Annotated in this window: 16 protein-coding genes; 4 read left to right on the forward strand and 12 right to left on the reverse strand. The window is 69.9% G+C overall.

Annotated elements, in window-relative coordinates; translation table 11 throughout:
• Positions 1 to 63 precede the first annotated feature (63 nt).
• The 5 genes from ftsH to dacB all read right to left on the reverse strand — a co-directional run bounded on the left by ftsH (position 64) and on the right by dacB (position 7,141).
• Entirely contained in the window at positions 64 to 2,103 is a 2,040-nt protein-coding gene (gene ftsH / locus ACIBK3_RS44555) for an ATP-dependent zinc metalloprotease FtsH (protein WP_030680049.1), read from the reverse strand.
• 185 nt (positions 2,104 to 2,288) lie between these two features.
• On the reverse strand, positions 2,289 to 2,849 hold the full coding sequence (hpt, locus tag ACIBK3_RS44560) for a hypoxanthine phosphoribosyltransferase (RefSeq protein ID WP_030939680.1): 561 nt from the start codon (positions 2,847 to 2,849) through the stop codon (positions 2,289 to 2,291).
• Between the two features lie 75 nt (positions 2,850 to 2,924).
• Positions 2,925 to 4,022 (reverse strand): tRNA lysidine(34) synthetase TilS, encoded by a 1,098-nt coding sequence (tilS, locus tag ACIBK3_RS44565; RefSeq protein WP_399374223.1) that lies wholly within the window; start codon positions 4,020 to 4,022, stop codon positions 2,925 to 2,927.
• Positions 4,023 to 4,216: 194 nt separating this feature from the next.
• Positions 4,217 to 5,338 (reverse strand): zinc-dependent metalloprotease, encoded by a 1,122-nt coding sequence (locus tag ACIBK3_RS44570; RefSeq protein WP_399374225.1) that lies wholly within the window; start codon positions 5,336 to 5,338, stop codon positions 4,217 to 4,219.
• A gap of 108 nt (positions 5,339 to 5,446) precedes the next feature.
• The gene (dacB, locus tag ACIBK3_RS44575; protein ID WP_399374227.1) at positions 5,447 to 7,141 is read right to left on the reverse strand and encodes a D-alanyl-D-alanine carboxypeptidase/D-alanyl-D-alanine-endopeptidase; all 1,695 of its coding nucleotides are present in this window, start codon (positions 7,139 to 7,141) and stop codon (positions 5,447 to 5,449) included.
• A gap of 79 nt (positions 7,142 to 7,220) precedes the next feature.
• Here dacB and ACIBK3_RS44580 point away from each other — a divergent pair, with 79 nt between their 5' ends.
• Positions 7,221 to 7,712 (forward strand): inorganic diphosphatase, encoded by a 492-nt coding sequence (locus ACIBK3_RS44580; RefSeq protein ID WP_030680026.1) that lies wholly within the window; start codon positions 7,221 to 7,223, stop codon positions 7,710 to 7,712.
• Between the two features lie 112 nt (positions 7,713 to 7,824).
• On the forward strand, positions 7,825 to 9,486 hold the full coding sequence (locus ACIBK3_RS44585; protein ID WP_399374229.1) for a threonine/serine exporter ThrE family protein: 1,662 nt from the start codon (positions 7,825 to 7,827) through the stop codon (positions 9,484 to 9,486).
• A gap of 141 nt (positions 9,487 to 9,627) precedes the next feature.
• Here the strand turns inward: ACIBK3_RS44585 and ACIBK3_RS44590 are convergent, their stop codons facing one another.
• Positions 9,628 to 10,521, reverse strand: a complete 894-nt coding sequence (locus ACIBK3_RS44590; RefSeq protein WP_399374231.1) for a DedA family protein — start codon at positions 10,519 to 10,521, stop codon at positions 9,628 to 9,630.
• 141 nt (positions 10,522 to 10,662) lie between these two features.
• On the opposite strand from ACIBK3_RS44590, the gene ACIBK3_RS44595 reads away from it, so the two are divergent.
• The gene (locus tag ACIBK3_RS44595) at positions 10,663 to 11,028 is read left to right on the forward strand and encodes a YbjQ family protein (protein WP_030939664.1); all 366 of its coding nucleotides are present in this window, start codon (positions 10,663 to 10,665) and stop codon (positions 11,026 to 11,028) included.
• A gap of 67 nt (positions 11,029 to 11,095) precedes the next feature.
• On the opposite strand, the gene ACIBK3_RS44600 is transcribed toward ACIBK3_RS44595, so the two are convergent.
• Positions 11,096 to 11,866 carry a MerR family transcriptional regulator gene (locus ACIBK3_RS44600; RefSeq protein WP_399374233.1) on the reverse strand — a complete coding sequence of 257 codons (771 nt, stop codon included), beginning with the start codon at positions 11,864 to 11,866 and terminating at the stop codon, positions 11,096 to 11,098.
• 298 nt (positions 11,867 to 12,164) lie between these two features.
• Between ACIBK3_RS44600 and ACIBK3_RS44605 the strand changes: the two genes are divergently transcribed.
• A complete protein-coding gene (locus ACIBK3_RS44605) occupies positions 12,165 to 13,577 on the forward strand; it encodes a glutamate decarboxylase (protein WP_399374234.1) in 1,413 nt (470 codons plus the stop codon).
• Between the two features lie 47 nt (positions 13,578 to 13,624).
• Here the strand turns inward: ACIBK3_RS44605 and ACIBK3_RS44610 are convergent, their stop codons facing one another.
• The 5 genes from ACIBK3_RS44610 to ACIBK3_RS44630 form a co-directional block, all read right to left on the reverse strand.
• Positions 13,625 to 14,386 (reverse strand): ABC transporter permease, encoded by a 762-nt coding sequence (locus tag ACIBK3_RS44610; RefSeq protein ID WP_399374235.1) that lies wholly within the window; start codon positions 14,384 to 14,386, stop codon positions 13,625 to 13,627.
• Positions 14,383 to 15,333, reverse strand: coding sequence for an ATP-binding cassette domain-containing protein (locus tag ACIBK3_RS44615; protein WP_399374237.1), 951 nt, complete (start codon positions 15,331 to 15,333; stop codon positions 14,383 to 14,385). The genes ACIBK3_RS44610 and ACIBK3_RS44615 overlap by 4 nt, the downstream gene beginning before the upstream one ends.
• A 116-nt stretch (positions 15,334 to 15,449) precedes the next feature.
• The gene (locus tag ACIBK3_RS44620) at positions 15,450 to 16,091 is read right to left on the reverse strand and encodes a PadR family transcriptional regulator (protein WP_399374238.1); all 642 of its coding nucleotides are present in this window, start codon (positions 16,089 to 16,091) and stop codon (positions 15,450 to 15,452) included.
• A 100-nt stretch (positions 16,092 to 16,191) separates the two neighbouring features.
• Positions 16,192 to 16,443, reverse strand: a complete 252-nt coding sequence (locus tag ACIBK3_RS44625; RefSeq protein ID WP_399374239.1) for a type II toxin-antitoxin system RelE/ParE family toxin — start codon at positions 16,441 to 16,443, stop codon at positions 16,192 to 16,194.
• Positions 16,440 to 16,703, reverse strand: a complete 264-nt coding sequence (locus ACIBK3_RS44630) for a type II toxin-antitoxin system prevent-host-death family antitoxin (protein WP_399374241.1) — start codon at positions 16,701 to 16,703, stop codon at positions 16,440 to 16,442. The genes ACIBK3_RS44625 and ACIBK3_RS44630 overlap by 4 nt, the downstream gene beginning before the upstream one ends.
• Positions 16,704 to 16,751: the final 48 nt, after the last annotated feature.

A 16,751-nucleotide genomic window follows, 5' to 3' on the forward strand; every position in this document is an offset into this window, starting at 1 on the left:
CGCGGCATCCATTCCGGACCAGGTGAGGTGAGGCACCTCGGCTCGAGGAGCCGGGAGAGTCAGTCAGCTCTCCGGACGGTCCTCGGGGGCCGGTTCGGCCACCGGGGCGGACTCCACCGCGGTGGACTTCGCGGTGCTGATCGCCGGGGTCGCGCCGTTGGCGCCGTTCGTCAGTGCGAGCTCCTTGGGGGAGAGCACCGGCGGACGGGTCGACGGCGTGCGGCGGGAGGAGCCGGTCCAGGCCGGCCGCGGGGGACGCTTGACGATCGGGGCGAAGATCTCGGCGATCTGCTCCTTGTTCAGCGTCTCCTTCTCCAACAGCTGGAGGACGAGGTTGTCGAGGACGTCGCGGTTCTCGACCAGGATTTCCCAGGCCTCGTTGTGCGCGTTCTCGATCAGCTTCTTGACCTCTTCGTCGACCAGCGCGGCGACCTCTTCCGAGTAGTCGCGCTGGTGAGCCATCTCACGTCCGAGGAACGGCTCGGTGTTGTCGCCGCCGAACTTGATGGCGCCCAGGCGCTCGGTCATGCCGTACTGCGTGACCATCGCGCGGGCCGTTGCGGTGGCCTTCTCGATGTCGTTCGCAGCGCCGGTGGTCGGGTCGTGGAAGACCAGTTCCTCGGCCGCGCGGCCGCCCAGCATGTAGGCCAGCTGGTCCAGCATCTCGTTGCGCGTGGTCGAGTACTTGTCCTCGTCCGGCAGGACCATCGTGTAGCCCAGAGCACGGCCTCTCGAGAGGATCGTGATCTTGTGGACCGGATCGGAGTTGGGTGAGGCCGCCGCGACCAGGGCGTGACCGCCCTCGTGGTACGCGGTGATCTTCTTTTCCTTGTCCGACATGATCCGGGTCCGCTTCTGCGGGCCCGCCACGACGCGGTCGATGGCCTCGTCCAGCATGTGGTTGTCGATGAGCTTCCCGTTCGACCGGGCCGTGAGCAGCGCCGCCTCGTTGAGGACGTTGCTCAGGTCGGCACCGGTGAAGCCCGGCGTCCGTCGGGCGACGGCCGACAGGTCGACGTCCGGAGCGACCGGCTTGCCCTTCTGGTGGACCTTGAGGATCTCCAGACGGCCCTGCATGTCCGGGCGGTCGACCGCGATCTGGCGGTCGAAGCGGCCGGGGCGCAGCAGCGCCGGGTCGAGGATGTCCGGACGGTTGGTGGCTGCGATGAGAATCACACCACCCTTGACGTCAAAACCGTCCATCTCGACGAGCAGCTGGTTCAGAGTCTGCTCGCGCTCGTCGTGACCACCGCCGAGGCCGGCGCCGCGATGGCGGCCGACCGCGTCGATCTCGTCGACGAAGACGATCGCCGGAGCGTTCGCCTTGGCCTGCTCGAACAGGTCACGGACTCGGGAGGCACCGACACCGACGAACATCTCGACGAAGTCGGAACCGGAGATCGAGTAGAAGGGGACCCCGGCCTCGCCCGCGACAGCACGCGCGAGCAGGGTCTTGCCGGTGCCGGGCGGGCCGTACAACAGCACGCCCTTGGGAATCTTGGCGCCGACGGCCTGGAACTTCGCCGGTTCCTGAAGGAACTCCTTGATCTCCTGGAGCTCCTCGACGGCCTCGTCGGACCCGGCGACGTCCGAGAACGTCGTCTTCGGGGTGTCCTTGGTGATGAGCTTCGCCTTGGACTTCCCGAAGTTCATCACCCGGGAGCCGCCGCCCTGCATCTGATTCATCAGGAACAGGAAGACGACCACGATGAGGACGAAGGGGAGCAGGGAGAGCAGGATCCCGACGAAGGCGTTCTGCTTCGTCGGCGAGACGGTGTAGCCGTCGGGGATCTGCTTGTCCTGGTACTTGTTCTGCAAGGTGCCGGCGAGGGTCGCGCCCTGGTCGCCGATGTAGCTCGCCTGGATCTTCGAGCTGCCCTCGACTTTTACGCCGTCCTTGAGCTCGACCTTGATGGTCTGCTCGTCGCCGGTGGTCAGCTTGGCCGACTCGACCCTGTTGTCATTGATCGCCTGGATCACCTGGCCGGTGTCCACCGTCTTGTAGCCACCGGACGAGCCGACGACCTGCATCAACACGACCACGGCAAGGACGGCCAGCACGATCCACATGACCGGCCCACGGAAGTATCGCTTCACGTCCATCCATACGGAGCGGTGCCGCCCCGTCCCTCCTGCCATAGTGAGTTTGATAAGACAGTTCTTCTGACGGTACCCCAGCATTGTGGACCGAAGCCGCACGGGACAGCTTCGCGAACCCGTCTGAATGCTCCAACGGCGCGAAACCCTCTGAGGTTCCCGATCGTCTTACAAGGGCGTCGCTGTGAGGCTCAGCCGCCGTAGACGTGAGGCGCGAGCGTACCCACGAACGGGAGATTGCGGTACTTCTCGGCGTAGTCGAGGCCGTATCCGACGACGAACTCGTTCGGGATGTCGAAGCCGACCCACTCCACGTCGATGGCGACCTTGGCGGCCTCGGGCTTGCGCAGCAGGGTGCACACCTTGAGGGACGCGGGCTCGCGCGAGCCGAGGTTGGAGATCAGCCAGGACAGGGTCAGTCCGGAGTCGATGATGTCCTCGACGATCAGGACGTGCTTGCCCTTGATGTCGGTGTCGAGGTCCTTGAGGATCCGCACCACACCGGAGGACTGGGTGCCCGCGCCGTAGGACGACACCGCCATCCAGTCCATCGTGACAGGGGTGGACAGCGCCCGGGCGAGGTCCGCCATGACCATCACCGCGCCCTTGAGGACACCGACGATCAGCAGGTCCTTGTCCGCGTACTCCGCGTCGATCTTCGCGGCCAGCTCGACCAGCTTGGCGTCGATCTCTTCCTTGGTGATGAGCACCTCTTTGAGGTCGGTGCCCATGTCTTTCGCGTCCACCCGCATCACTTTCGGTCGTCCCACACCGGCCGTTCGGACCGCCCACGAGCCGCGTCAGCGATCCGTCGGCGGGCACCGGAATCAGCCTTGCCGAATCACCAGTCTGCCACCCTGCCGCTGGGCGACGACCCGGCCGGGGAGATTGATGGCTCCCTGACCGCGCCAGCCGGTGATCAGCCGGTCGATCTCCTCGATGTGCCGGGCGAAGAGGGAACCGGCCGGGGCGCCGGCCTCGATGGCGGCACGGCGCAGGATGCGGCGGCGCACCGCGGGCGGCAGGGCGTACAGCTTGGCGCACACCAGCAGGCCGGCGGCGTCCCGTACGGAGGCCTCGGCCTGGCCGGCCCAGGCGTCGAGGGCGTCGGCGTCGTCGCGGGAGAGCCGGGCGGTACGGGCGAGGGCTTCGACGACGCCCTTGCCGAGGGCCTTCTCCAGGGCGGGCAGGCCCTCGTGGCGCAGCCGGGAACGGGTGTATGCCGGGTCGGCGTTGTGGGGGTCGTCCCATACGGGCAGCGACTGGGCCATGCAGGCCTTGCGGGCGGTCTGCCGGTCGAGCTGGAGGAAGGGGCGGCGGTAGCGGCGGGCGGCTCCCGGGCCCCCGGACACGGCCGCCATTCCGGACAGGGAGCGGATGCCGGAGCCGCGGGCGAGGCCGAGCAGGACGGTTTCCGCCTGGTCGTCCCGGGTGTGGCCGAGCAGGACGGCGGTGGCGCCGTGGCGTTCGGCCGCGGCGTCGAGGGCGGCGTAGCGGGCGTCCCGGGCGGCGGCCTCCGGGCCGCCTTCGCGGCCGACGGTCACCGCGGTGGACTCGACCGGGTCCAGGCCGAGTTCGCGAAGACGCAGGACGACTTCCTCGGCGCGCAGGTCGGAGCCGGGCTGCAGGCCGTGGTCGACGGTGATGCCGCCGGCGCGGATGGCGAGCTTGGGGGCCTCGAACGCGAGGGCGGAGGCGAGGGCCATGGAGTCGGCGCCGCCGGAGCACGCCACGAGCACGAGCGGCGAGGGCGGGCGCTCGTGGAAGGCGTCTTCGGAGGCGGTGAGCACTCCGGCCGCAGGGCTGTGTGCCGTACGACTGTGTGCCGTACGGCTCTGCGTCGTACGGCTGTGTTCGGTGAGAATGTCGTGGAGGACGCGGCGGACCGCCAGGCGTATCGCCGCGACCGCAGGATGGGGACCCATGTCCGGTTCCCTTCATGAAGTTGTCGGGGGTGAGCCCGAGGCATTCGGTCACTCAGAGTGTGTAGATGGTGACAGAACCGGGCCGTTCCCCGAGCATCGCACGCCTACCCATCGCTCACGGTCCCTCGGACGGGTGATTGCAGGGGCGTTCGCCTGCCATCGGCCGGATTCGTTTCACGACCCCGGTACGCGGTTCACGACTCGGCCTTGCGATGCACCCGCGCGATCCAGTCCGCCGGTTTGGCGATCTCCGTCTTCGTCGGGAGGGTGTTCGGGGACGTCCACACCCGGTTGAAGCCGTCCATGCCGACCTGGTCGACGACGGCCCGTACGAAGCGTTCGCCGTCGCGGTACTGCCGGAGTTTGGCGTCCAGGCCGAGCAGCTTGCGCAGGGCCATGTCCAGCCGGGAGGCGCCCTTGGCGCGGCGCTGCTGGAACTTCTCGCGGATCTCCGCGACGGTCGGCACGACCTGCGGGCCCACTCCGTCCATGACGAAGTCGGCATGGCCCTCCAGGAGGGACATCACGGCGGTGAGGCGGGCGAGGATCTCCCGCTGGGCGGGCGTCTGCACGATCTCCACGAGGGACCTGCCCTCGTCCTCCTCGCCCTCGGGGCGCCCGCCGGCCAGGGACTGGGCGGCCTCCCGGATGCGTTCCAGGACGGTCATGGGGTCGACCTCGGTCTCCCCCAGGAACGACTGGATCTCGCCCTCCAGGTGGTCCCGCAGCCAGGGCACGGCCGTGAACTGCGTGCGGTGTGTCTCCTCGTGCAGGCACACCCACAGCCGGAAGTCGTGGGGCTCCACGTCGAGTTCGCGCTCCACGTGAACGATGTTCGGGGCGACGAGGAGGAGGCGGCCGCCGCCGTTCTCTCCTGCCGGGAGCTCGCGTGTGGACGGGGCGAAGGTCTCGTACTGTCCGAGGACGCGCGAGGACAGGAACGACAGCAGCATCCCGAGTTCGACGCCGGTCACCTTGCCGCCCACGGCCCCGAGGACCGCGCCGCCGGGGGTGTTGCCGCGCCGTTCCTGCATCTTCTCCAGAAGCGGTTTGAGGATCTCCCGGAACCCGGCGACGTTCGCCCTCACCCAGCCGGGGCGGTCGACGACGAGGATCGGTGTGTCATGGGTCTCTTCCGTCCCCATACGAGTGAAGCCCCGGACGTGTTCCTCCGAGGCCTTGGCATGCCGGCGCAGTTCCGCGACGACGGCCCGGGCCTCGTCACGGCTCACGTCGGGGCCCGGCCGTACGAGCCGGGTCGCGGTCGCCACCGCGAGATTCCAGTCGACCATCTCGGCACCACCGATGCTCGTCATGCGTCAACCGTACGTGAGCGGCCCCACTTGGGGCAGGCCGCGGAGGCCGACGGCTGCCGGGGGCCGGCGGGTGGATACGGGCGCCGCGGGCCGGACCGGCCGGCCGCGTCAGCGGCAGCCGCACCCCGCCAGCGCCGTCGCGGTACGGTCCAGCGCCGACTGGGCCGCGCCCGGATCCGTCGTGTTCGCCGTCAGGAAGGCGAAGGCGAGGAGGTCGCCGTCCTGGTCGACGACCGTTCCGGCGAGGGTGTTCACACCGCTGAGGGTGCCCGTTTTCGCTCGTACGATGCCGGCCGCGCCGTTCGTGTAGCGGCCGGCCAGGGTGCCGGTGAAGCCGGCCACCGGGAGGCCGGTGAGGACGGTACGGAGGTCGGGGTGGGCGCGGTCGCCCGCCGTGACCAGCAGCGCCGTGAGCAGGTTCGCGGTGAGGCGGTCGGCGCGGTCGAGACCGCTGCCGTCGTGGAAGCGGGCCCCCTTAAGGGGAAGTCCCAGTTGCTTCAGCCGGCCGGCGACGGCCTTGCCCGCGCCGTCGAAGTCGGCGCGTCCGCCGCTCGCGAGGGCCGTCTGACGGGCCAGGGCCTCGGCGATGTCGTTGTCGCTGTTGGTGAGCATGCGTTCGACGAGGGCGGAGAGCGGGGGCGAGGAGACCGTGGCGAGGGACTCGGCGCGACGCGTGGCCTTGGACGGGCCTGGGGCGGTCGTCCTGATGCCGTCGGCCTTCAGGAACGCGGCGAACCTGCGGGTCGCGTCCGCCTCCGGGTCGCTCACGCGGAGCGCGGGGCCGGAGACGGAGTCGTCCGTGCGAGCCTCGTCGGCCATCAGGGCGGTGACCGGGGCGAGGTTCTCGTTGACCCCGATGGGGTGAAGTCGCGGGCCTGCGTACAGCGTTGTGTCGTAGGAGAGCGTGACCTCGTGGATGTCCCGCTTCTTGAGGGCGGCGGCCGTCCGGTCGGCGAGGGTGCGCAGGCTCGCCCACCCCTCGGCGTCCTGGCGGGCGGTGAGGGTGGGGTCGCCGCCGCCGACGAGGACGAGTTCCCCGGTGTCGGGTTCGAGGGCGGCCCGGGTGGTGAGGCGGTGGTCGGCGCCGAGCGCGGTGAGCGCGGCCACGGCGGTGGCGATCTTCGTGGTGGAGGCGGGGGTCAGGGGGACGTCGGCGCCGGTGCCGTAGAGGCGCTTGCCGGAGGCGACGTCCACGACGACGGCGCCGCGCCGGGTGCCGAGCGCCGCGTCCCTCAGGAGCGGGCCCAGGACGGCGGACAGGCCCTGACCGGTCGGGGCCGGGGTGACGGTGCGCGCGCCGCCGCCGAGGGCGGCGAGGACGGAAGCCGCGCTGGGAGCGGGCCGGGGCGCCCCTCCCGGGGTGCCGGAGGCACCGTCGTGATCTGCGCCACCCGTGCGCTCCAGGGCAACCGCCCGGTCCCGCTCGGCCGTACGCTGACCGGTGGAGTCCCAGGGGCCGGCCGCGGTCACCACGGAGGCGGCCAGCGCCAGCCCGGCGGTGGCGGCTGTCGCGGTGTACTGCCAGGTCTTGACGGTCTTCGCCCTCGGGATCCGCGCGAGCTGCGGCCCCGCGGCCCGCGCCAGCCGCACGACCTGCGGTTTCGCGGCCGTCGCGGCGCGTTCGAGACGAGGGCGTACGGCGTCAGCGGCCCGCGCGACACCGGGTCGTACGGCGTTCGCCGCTCGCGCGACAGGGTGCCGTACGGCGTCCTTGGCGCGTGCCAGACGCGGTCGTACGGCGTTCGCGACCCGCGTCACACGCGGTCTCGCGGCTCGCCAGGACCTCAGCTCTGGCACGACCACCAGCCCCTTTCGCGATCACACACCTGCGTGAGGGACACTTAACCACCAGAACTATGTGCTGATCATGGAGGAGCCACCGGTGGAGTTCGACGTCACGATCGAGATTCCGAAGGGTTCGCGGAACAAGTACGAGGTGGACCACGAGACCGGTCGGATCCGCCTGGACCGTCGCCTCTTCACCTCGACCAGCTACCCGGCCGACTACGGCTTCGTCGAGAACACCCTCGGCGAGGACGGCGATCCGCTGGACGCGCTGGTCATCCTGGACGAGCCGACCTTCCCCGGCTGCCTCATCCAGTGCCGCACGATCGGCATGTTCCGCATGACCGACGAGGCCGGCGGCGACGACAAGCTGCTGTGCGTGCCCGCGCACGACCCGCGCGTGGAGCACCTGCGCGACATTCACCACGTCTCCGAGTTCGACCGCCTGGAGATCCAGCACTTCTTCGAGGTCTACAAGGACCTGGAGCCCGGCAAGTCCGTCGAGGGCGCCAACTGGGTGGGCCGCTCGGACGCCGAGGCCGAGATCGAGCGGTCGTACAAGCGCTTCAAGGAGCAGGGCGGCCACTGATCGCCGCTGTGCACCGCGGGCCGCGTGACCCCTGCCGGGGTGGCGCGGCCCGTTCGCGTCCCTGTGCGCATACTGAGGCTTGCTGAACGTGTCGTACAGGGAGCACAACGGAGTGACGTACACGGAGGACCGCAAACCGCCGTCGGACGAGGCGAGGGGCGTCTTCGACTCGGAGATCACGTCCGAGTTCGCCGTTCCCGACGGGCTCGCCGTACCCAGGGCCGGGGGCGAGTCGGAGGCCACCTCCGAGTTCGCCCTGCCGGACGGCCTCGACGTCCCGCAGACGCCGCCCGCCGAGCCGGAGGGGTCGGCGTTCAGCCCGCCGCGGACGTACAGCGCCAAGCACCCGCCGCCGGCGTTCACGCCACCGACCGGCATCCCGATGGTCAGTCTGACCAAGGACGTGCCGTGGCAGGACCGGATGCGCACGATGCTGCGGATGCCGGTGGCCGAACGGCCGGCGCTGGAGCCGGTCCACAAGGCGGAGGAAGAGGGCCCGGCCGTTCCGCGCGTGCTCGACATGACGCTGCGTATCGGCGAGCTGCTGCTGGCCGGTGGTGAGGGCGCCGAGGACGTCGAGGCGGCGATGTTCGCGGTCTGCCGGTCCTACGGCCTGGACCGCTGCGAGCCGAACGTCACCTTCACGCTGCTGTCCATCTCGTACCAGCCGTCCCTGGTCGAGGACCCGGTGACGGCGTCGCGGACCGTGCGCCGCCGCGGCACCGACTACACCCGGCTCGCCGCCGTGTTCCAGCTGGTCGACGACCTCAGCGACCCCGAGACGCACATCTCGCTGGAGGAGGCCTACCGGCGGCTCGCCGAGATCCGCCGCAACCGGCACCCGTACCCCGGCTGGGTGCTGACGTGTGCGAGCGGGCTGCTGGCGGGTTCGGCCTCCGTGCTCGTCGGTGGTGACCTGGTGGTCTTCGTCGCGGCCGCGCTGGGCGCGATGCTCGGCGACCGGCTGGCGTGGCTGTGCGCGGGGCGCGGGCTGCCGGAGTTCTACCAGTTCACGGTCGCGGCGATGCCGCCGGCCGCGATCGGCATCGCGCTGACGCTGGCGCACGTGGACGTGAAGGCGTCCGCGGTGGTCACCGGTGGACTGTTCGCACTGCTGCCCGGGCGGGCGCTGGTCGCGGGCGTGCAGGACGGTCTGACCGGCTTCTACATCACCGCGGCGGCGCGTCTGCTGGAGGTCATGTACTTCTTCGTGGGCATCGTCGTCGGGGTGCTGATGATGCTCTACGTCGGCGTGCAGCTGGGTGCCCATCTCAACCCCGACGCGGCCCTGGGCAACTCCGAGCGGCCGCTGTGGCAGATCGGCGCCTCGATGCTGCTGTCGCTGACCTTCGCGGTGCTGCTTCAGCAGGAACGTTCCACCGTGCTGGCAGTGACGTTGAACGGCGGTGTCGCGTGGTCGGTGTACGGCGCCATGGCCTACACCGGCGAGCTGTCACCGGTCGCCTCCACGGCCGTCGCCGCCGGGCTCGTCGGGTTGTTCGGGCAGTTGCTGTCCCGGTACCAGTTCGCGTCGGCGCTGCCGTACACGACCGCGGCGATCGGGCCCCTGCTGCCGGGTTCCGCGACGTACTTCGGGCTGTTGTCGTTCGCGCAGAACAACGTGGACAAGGGGCTGGTGTCGCTGTCCACGGCGGCGGCGCTGGCGATGGCCATCGCGATCGGGGTGAATCTGGGGTCGGAGATCTCGCGGATGTTCCTGCGGATCGGCTCCGCCGGGAAGCGGAAGGCCGCGAAGAGGACGCGGGGGTTCTGAGCGCCGGGTGCGTGGTGTGAGCGTTGGGCGCCCAGGAGCTCGGGGGTTCTGGTCCTCTCGCGGCTGGGGGTGCGCTGTGGCTGGTCGCGCCCACGCGGCGGAGCCGCAAATCGAAACAGCCCCGCGCCCCTTCGGGGCGCTTCAGTGGCCGCTGTTGTACGGGTACTGCTCGTTCTGCTGGGCGCCCTGCTGGGTGCCGTACGGCTGCCGTGGGGCGTACGGCTGCTGCTGGGGCTGAGGCTGGCCGTAGTAACGGTTGTCGTAGCCGTACTGCTGCTGGTCCTGGTTGCCCTGGTTGCCGTAGTACTGCTGGTTGTTCTGGCCCTCGTCGGTCTGGGGGATGCGGCGGAGCTGGGTCGTCGCGTCGTCCATGGGCTGGGGGTGCTGCTGGGCGGGGGCCTGGGGCGGGGTCTTCTTGGACTTGGAGCGGGCCCGGAGGAACTCGATGGCGATCGGGATCACCGAGATGAGGACGATCAGGATGAGGATCGCTTCGATGTTCTTGTTGACGAAGTCGATGTTGCCGAGCCAGGAGCCGAGCAGGGTCACGCCCGCGCCCCACAGGACGCCGCCGATGACGTTGAAGACCAGGAACGAGCGGTACCGCATGCCGCTGACACCGGCGACGATCGGCGTGAACGTGCGCACGATGGGTACGAAGCGGGCCAGGATCAGGGACTTGGGGCCGTACTTCTCGAAGAACTCGTGCGCCTTGACGACGTTCTCCTGCTTGAAGAGGCGGGAGTCCGGGCGGTTGAAGAGGGACGGGCCGACCTTCTTGCCGAACATGTAGCCCGCCTGGTCGCCCAGGACGGCGGCGACGCAGATGAGGGCGATCGCCCCCCACAGCGGGAAGTCCAGCTGGCCCGAGGTGATCAGCAGGCCGGCGGTGAACAGCAGCGAGTCGCCCGGCAGGAAGAAGCCGATGAGCAGGCCCGACTCCGCGAAGACGATGAGCAGCAGGCCCCAGATGCTGTAGGTGTCGAGCAGATAGTTGGGGTCCAGCCAGCTCGGTCCGAGGGCAATCGTCGTCACGGTTCCGGGCTCCTGAGGGGGTGGAGGATGGTACGGCGTCCTGGTGCGGCCGCACAAAGCTATCAACGCAATGTGTCCGCCCCAGGTTCCACCGGTGTCCTCAGGATGCACTGTGGGTCGTCCGGGACCAAGCTGTGAGTCATGGGCATCGATGATTACGGCGGCGGCCAGGGTCCCGGAGCGGATGTGCTGGTCGTGACGACGAACGACGTTCCCGGCTACCGGGTCCAGGAAGTGCTGGGTGAGGTCTTCGGGCTCACCGTGCGCTCTCGGCACCTCGGGAGCCAGATCGGCGCGGGTCTGAAGTCGATGGTGGGGGGTGAGTTGAAAGGGCTCACCAAGACGCTCGTGCAGACCCGGAACCAGGCCATGGAGCGGCTGGTGGAGCAGGCCCGCGCGCGCGGGGCGAACGGTGTGCTGATGTCCCGCTTCGACGTGACGGAGGCGGCGGACGTCGGCACCGAGGTGTGTGCCTACGGGACGGCCGTCGTCCTGGCCCGGGAGTGAGACGCCCGGGCCGGGACATCAGGAGGTGCGGTCCTGGCCCGGGAGTGAGAGCCCCGGGGCCGGGACCTCAGGAGGTGTGGCGGGCCGCGTTCGCCCTGATCGCGTCCCTGAGGTGTTCGGCGAGTCCGGGACGCATGGAGTCGTAGAACGCCTTGAAGCGCTCGTCGGAGACGTACATGTCGCCGAGACCCTGGTGCATCTCGTACGGGCACTCGTAGTACCAGATGCCGATGTGCCGCCGGTGTTCCTCGGCCATGTCCATGGCCCGCTCGCCGGTGGGCGGTTCACCCCGCGCCATCAGCGCCGCGTAGCGCTCGCTCCAGTCGTCGACCTCGGCCTGCAGGCGCTTCCAGTCCTCCTTGGTGTAGCGCGCGGCGCGGCGCTGCGACTCGGCGTACGCCTCCGTGCCGCCCCAGCGTTCCTCCGCCTCCTCGGCGTACTGTTCCGGATCCTTGTCCCCGAAGACCTCGAACTTCTCCTCGGGTGTCAGGTTGATGCCCATCTTGTGTGCCTCCATGGCGTGCTCCACGGCCGCCGCCATCTTCTGCAGCTTCTCGATCCGGGCGGTCAGCAGTTCGTGCTGCCGGCGCAGGTGCGCGCGCGGGTCCGACGTGCCGGCGGCCAGGCCCTCGAGCAGGGCGGCGACCTCGTCGAGCGGGAAGCCGAGCTCCCGGTAGAACAGGATCTGCTGCAGCCGGTCGAGGTCGGCGTCGCTGTAACGCCGGTGGCCCGCGTGGCTGCGCTCGCTGGGGACGAGCAGGCCGATGTCGTCGTAGTGGTGCAGTGTGCGCACCGTGACTCCGGCGAAGCCGGCGACCTGTCCCACGGAGTAGCTCACTTCGTCCGCTCCCTTCTCGGTACGCACTCCACGTTCGGACCTCACGCGACGTGAGGTGCAAGCCCGTTTCCGCCGCGGGTTCGTACGGGTCCGGTCCTTGTTCGGCATGGGACCGGTCCTGCTTCGGTCCTTGTTCGGTATGGGTCCGGTCCGCTCCCCTGCCGACTTCGGTCCGCTCCGGATGTCGCGCCGGTTTTGTCCCCTTATCGTGAGTGATGGGGTGGCCTGGGACCCAGCTGCGGGAGGACGGAACTCCGGTCCGCTGATCACCGTTCTTCCCATGACACGAGGAGAATTGATGCCGCTCCACAAAGGTCCCGCGAAGCTCGACGAGCGCCCCCTGTCCGTCAACCCGTTCTACGGAGAGGCGGACCCGGTCGGCGGCATGCAGGAGGCCCCGCCCAAGCATCGTCTCCCGGACGCTCCCATGCCGCCGGCGACGGCGTACCAACTCGTCCACGACGAGCTGATGCTGGACGGCAACGCGCGGCTGAACCTCGCCACCTTCGTCACCACCTGGATGGAGCCGCAGGCCGGTGTCCTGATGGGTGAGTGCCGGGACAAGAACATGATCGACAAGGACGAGTACCCGCGTACCGCCGAGCTGGAGCGGCGCTGTGTGGCCATGCTCGCCAATCTGTGGAACGCGCCCGACCCGTCGGCGGCCGTGGGCTGTTCGACGACCGGGTCGAGCGAGGCGTGCATGCTCGCGGGCCTGGCGCTCAAGCGGCGCTGGGCGCGGGCCAACGCCGACCGCTATCCGTCGCGGGACGCGCGCCCGAACCTCGTCATGGGCGTCAACGTCCAGGTCTGCTGGGAGAAGTTCTGCAACTTCTGGGAGGTGGAGGCCCGACTGGTCCCGATGGAGGGCGACCGCTTCCACCTCGACCCACATGCCGCCGCCGGCCTGTGCGACGAGAACACCATCGGGGTCGTCGGCATCCTCGGCTCCACCTTCGACGGCTCCTACGAGCCGATCGCGGACCTGTGCGCCGCCCTCGACGCCCTCCAGGAGCGGACCGGCCTGGACATCCCGGTGCATGTCGACGGGGCGTCCGGGGCGATGGTCGCCCCGTTCCTCGACGAGGACCTGGTGTGGGACTTCCGGCTGCCGAGAGTGGCCTCCATCAACACATCCGGGCACAAGTACGGGCTGGTGTACCCGGGCGTCGGCTGGGCGCTGTGGCGCGACAAGGAGGCCCTGCCGGAGGAACTCGTCTTCCACGTCAACTACCTGGGCGGCGACATGCCGACCTTCGCCCTCAACTTCTCCCGCCCCGGCGCCCAGGTGGTCGCGCAGTACTACACGTTTCTCCGGCTGGGCCGCGACGGCTTCAGAGCCGTGCAGCAGTCCGCGCGGGACGTGGCCATGAGTCTCGCCGACCGCGTGGAGGCGCTCGGTGACTTCCGGTTGCTGACCCGGGGCGACGAGCTTCCGGTGTTCGCCTTCACGACCGCGCCCGGAGTGCAGGCGTACGACGTCTTCGACGTCTCCCGGCGGCTGCGGGAGCAGCGCTGGCTGGTGCCCGCGTACACCTTCCCGCCGAACCGTGAGGACCTGTCCGTGCTGCGCGTGGTCTGCCGCAACGGCTTCTCGGCCGACCTCGCCGACCTGTTCGTGGAGGACCTGACCCGGCTGCTGCCGGAACTGAGGCGCCAGTCGGGGCCGTCGACCCGGGACAAGGGGGCCGCGACCGGGTTCCATCACTAGCGTCCGCCCCGGCTCAGTGCTTTCCCCGGCTCAGTGCCCGCCCCGGCTCATCGGCTGAGGTGCGCGAACCTCCGCAGGGCCAGCGGAAAGAACACCGCCAGCAGAATCACGGGCCACAGCACGGCGGCCCCCACATGTCCCGCCTCCGCGCCCGGCCAGCCGAACAGGTCCCGTACCGCCGTCGCCGTCCGGGACATGGGATTCCACTCGACCGCCGCGCCCAGCCAGGACGGCATGGAGTCGGGGAGCGCGAACGCGTTGGAGAGGAAGCCGACCGGCCAGATGAGGATCTGCACGGCCTGCACCAGTTCCGGCTTGCCGGCCACCATCGCCAGGTAGATGCCGATCCACAGCATGGCGAACCGGAACAGCAGCAGGAGTCCGAGCGCGCCCAGGAAACCGCCGACCCCGCCGTGCGCCCGCCAGCCGAGCGCGCAGGCGACCCCGATCATCACGGTCAGGCTCAGCGCCGACTGGAGCATGTCGGCGGCCGAACGGCCCACCAGGACCGCGCCGTTGGTCATGGGCATGGAGCGGAAGCGGTCGATGACGCCCTTGTTGAGGTCCTGCGTGACGGCGAGCATCGTGCTCTCCAGGCCGAACGCCATGGTGAGCGCGAGCATGCCGGGAACCAGGTAGTCGACGTACTCCCCCTCGACGCCCCGGCCGCCGCCGACGAGGTAGCCGAACATCAGCAGCAGCATCACGGGGAAGACAAGGCCCACCAGGACCTGCGCCGGCTGCCTGCTCCAGTGGGCGAGTTCACGCCGGGTCATGGTCCAGGAATCGGTCAGCGCGTAACCGCTCACGCGGCCTCCTTCACTCGGTGGTCGCCGGTGAGGTGCAGGAACACCTCGTCCAGCGTCGGGCGGCGCAGCACGACGTCCTCCGCGTCGATGCCGGCCTCCTCCAGGGCCCGTACGACACCGGAGAGGGCGGCCATCCGGTCGGTGACCGGGGCGCTGAGCAGCCGGCGGTCGGTGTCGACGCAGACCTCGTCCCCCGAGGCCGGCAACAGCGCGAGGGCCGCGCCCAGTTGACCGCCGTCCCGCAGCACCACGTCGATCCGGTCGCCGCCGGTCATCGCCTTGAGCTCGTCGGCCGTGCCGTCGGCGACGACCCGGCCGGCGTCGACGACCGAGATACGGTCGGCCAGTTGGTCGGCCTCCTCCAGATACTGGGTGGTCAGCAGGACCGTCGTACCGCCGCCGACGAGGGAACGGACCGCGGCCCACACCTCGGCGCGGCCGCGCGGGTCGAGGCCGGTGGTGGGTTCGTCCAGGAAGAGGACCTCCGGTTCGGTGATGAGGGAGGCCGCGAGGTCCAGGCGGCGCCGCATGCCGCCGCTGTACGCACGGACCGGTTTGCGGCCGGTGTCGGTGAGGCCGAAGCGTTCCAGGAGCTCGCCGGCGCGCACGCGCGCGTGGCGGGCGCCCAGGTGGTGGAGACGGCCGAAGAGGTCGAGGTTCTGGCGGCCGGAGAGCTCCTCGTCCAAGGCAGCGTGCTGGCCGAGCAGGCCGATCCGCAGGCGTACGTCGTAGGCCTGCCGGACCACGTCGCGGCCCGCCACCTCGGCGCGGCCCTCGTCAGGCCGCAGCAGGGTGGTCAGGATCCGTACGGCGGTGGTCTTGCCGGCGCCGTTCGGGCCCAGCACGCCGTGGACGGTGCCGCGGGCCACGGTGAGATCGAGCCCGTCCAGGGCCGCCTTGTCGCCGTACCTCTTCCGCAGGCCTTCGGCGACGATCGCTTCGGTCATGGGGGTCCTTCCGGATCGCGTGAGGGAGCGAGCAGGCGGATCCACCTGACTGATCAAACTTGACTACCAGCTCGCCGACAGAACGTATGCCCGTTCAGGGACTTAGTCAAACTTGATTAGCGAGCGTCCTCCGGGTGCGGCTCCCCCGTCGCGTACGGGTTCTCCTCGCCCTCCGCCAGGATGCCGACGAACGGTTCGCCCTCGCCGGCGAAGGTGTAAGCGCCGCCCTCGATGCGGGCGATCAGCCCCTGGGTCCACTCGGCCTCCGCGTCGGCCGTGTGGATCCAGAGGTTCATGATCTCGCCGATGTGACCGAGCTGCTCCGGGCCGTCCTCGGGCACGTAGTGCTCGGTGACGGAGGAGCGCCACTGCTCGATCCCCCGGATCCGTTCCTTCAGGAGCGTCACCGCCTCGGCGCGCGGCAGTTCGACCATGAAGCCGATGGCCGCCGACTTCAGGTCCATCTTCTGGTCGTACGAGGTCAGCGCCTCGCGCACCAGCCTGAAGCACTCCGCCTCGCCGGCCTCGGTGATCTCGTACTCCGTCCGCGGCGGCCCCCCGGCCGTGGACGGCGCGATCTCGTGCGCGATCAGCAGTCCCTGTTTCGCCATCTGCTTCAGGGCGTGGTAGATCGAGCCGGGCTTGGCGTTGGACCACTCGTGGGCGCCCCAGTACTCCAGGTCGTTGCGCACCTGGTAGCCGTGGGCCCGCCCGTGCTGACGGACCGCGCCGAGCACGAGGAGACGGATCGCTGACATGCCGTCCAGAGTAGGCCGCGCCGGCCTCACCCCCCGGAGGTGCCCTGCTCCTTCGCCACCAGTTCGAAGGCGGTGGCGCCATCCAGGGACTCCCGGCCGGTCAGGCCTCCCTGCGGCCGACGTGCTCGATATGCAGCGTCCGCGCCTCCGGATCGAGACGGTAGAGCACGCGCCAGGAGCCATGGTGCAGGCGACGATGGTCGACACCCCAAGCCCGAGACCCTTCGGGCCTGGGATCGTCGGCGAGTTGGTCAGTCGCGTGGAGAAGGTCGTCGACGCCCCCGGGGTCGTTCTTGAGGTGCCCGGTGGCGGCATCGAGAGCGGCCGGTTCCCACAGGACCGGCCAGGTCACTCGCCCCTCCCGGCCGCCTGGAGCAGCGCGCGGCGCGCCTCGTCATGCGGGATGAGAGGCTCAGCGCGCCCAAGTGCGCGGTCCCGCTCCAGGCGCGCGAGGGCGAGGGCGTCCTCAAGGTCCTCCAGCTCGGCCGGGGAGATGAGGACCGCCGCAGGAACGCCGCGGTCGGTCAGGGTGATGTGCTCGTGCTGGGCGGCCCGGCGGGCGAGCTCGCCGAGCTTGCCCCTGGCCTCAGCAATGGGATACGTAGCAGACATGCATCTAGTGTACACCTGGATGCATGTCCGCCCCGGCGGTGGAACAGA

It is taken from the genome of Streptomyces sp. NPDC050287 (assembly GCF_044459385.1).
Taxonomy (GTDB): domain Bacteria; phylum Actinomycetota; class Actinomycetes; order Streptomycetales; family Streptomycetaceae; genus Streptomyces.

Bases quoted from the DNA above. Each gene is read 5' to 3' on its own strand.
- ACIBK3_RS44615 (WP_399374237.1), bottom strand. From the start codon at position 15,333: ATGACCGAAGCGATCGTCGCCGAAGGCCTGCGGAAGAGGTACGGCGAC.
- ACIBK3_RS44620 (WP_399374238.1), bottom strand. From the start codon at position 16,091: ATGTCAGCGATCCGTCTCCTCGTGCTCGGCGCGGTCCGTCAGCACGGG.
- ftsH (WP_030680049.1), bottom strand. From the start codon at position 2,103: ATGGACGTGAAGCGATACTTCCGTGGGCCGGTCATGTGGATCGTGCTG.
- hpt (WP_030939680.1), bottom strand. From the start codon at position 2,849: ATGCGGGTGGACGCGAAAGACATGGGCACCGACCTCAAAGAGGTGCTC.
- ACIBK3_RS44595 (WP_030939664.1), top strand. From the start codon at position 10,663: ATGGGCATCGATGATTACGGCGGCGGCCAGGGTCCCGGAGCGGATGTG.
- ACIBK3_RS44605 (WP_399374234.1), top strand. From the start codon at position 12,165: ATGCCGCTCCACAAAGGTCCCGCGAAGCTCGACGAGCGCCCCCTGTCC.
- tilS (WP_399374223.1), bottom strand. From the start codon at position 4,022: ATGGGTCCCCATCCTGCGGTCGCGGCGATACGCCTGGCGGTCCGCCGC.
- ACIBK3_RS44630 (WP_399374241.1), bottom strand. From the start codon at position 16,703: ATGTCTGCTACGTATCCCATTGCTGAGGCCAGGGGCAAGCTCGGCGAG.
- ACIBK3_RS44570 (WP_399374225.1), bottom strand. From the start codon at position 5,338: ATGACGAGCATCGGTGGTGCCGAGATGGTCGACTGGAATCTCGCGGTG.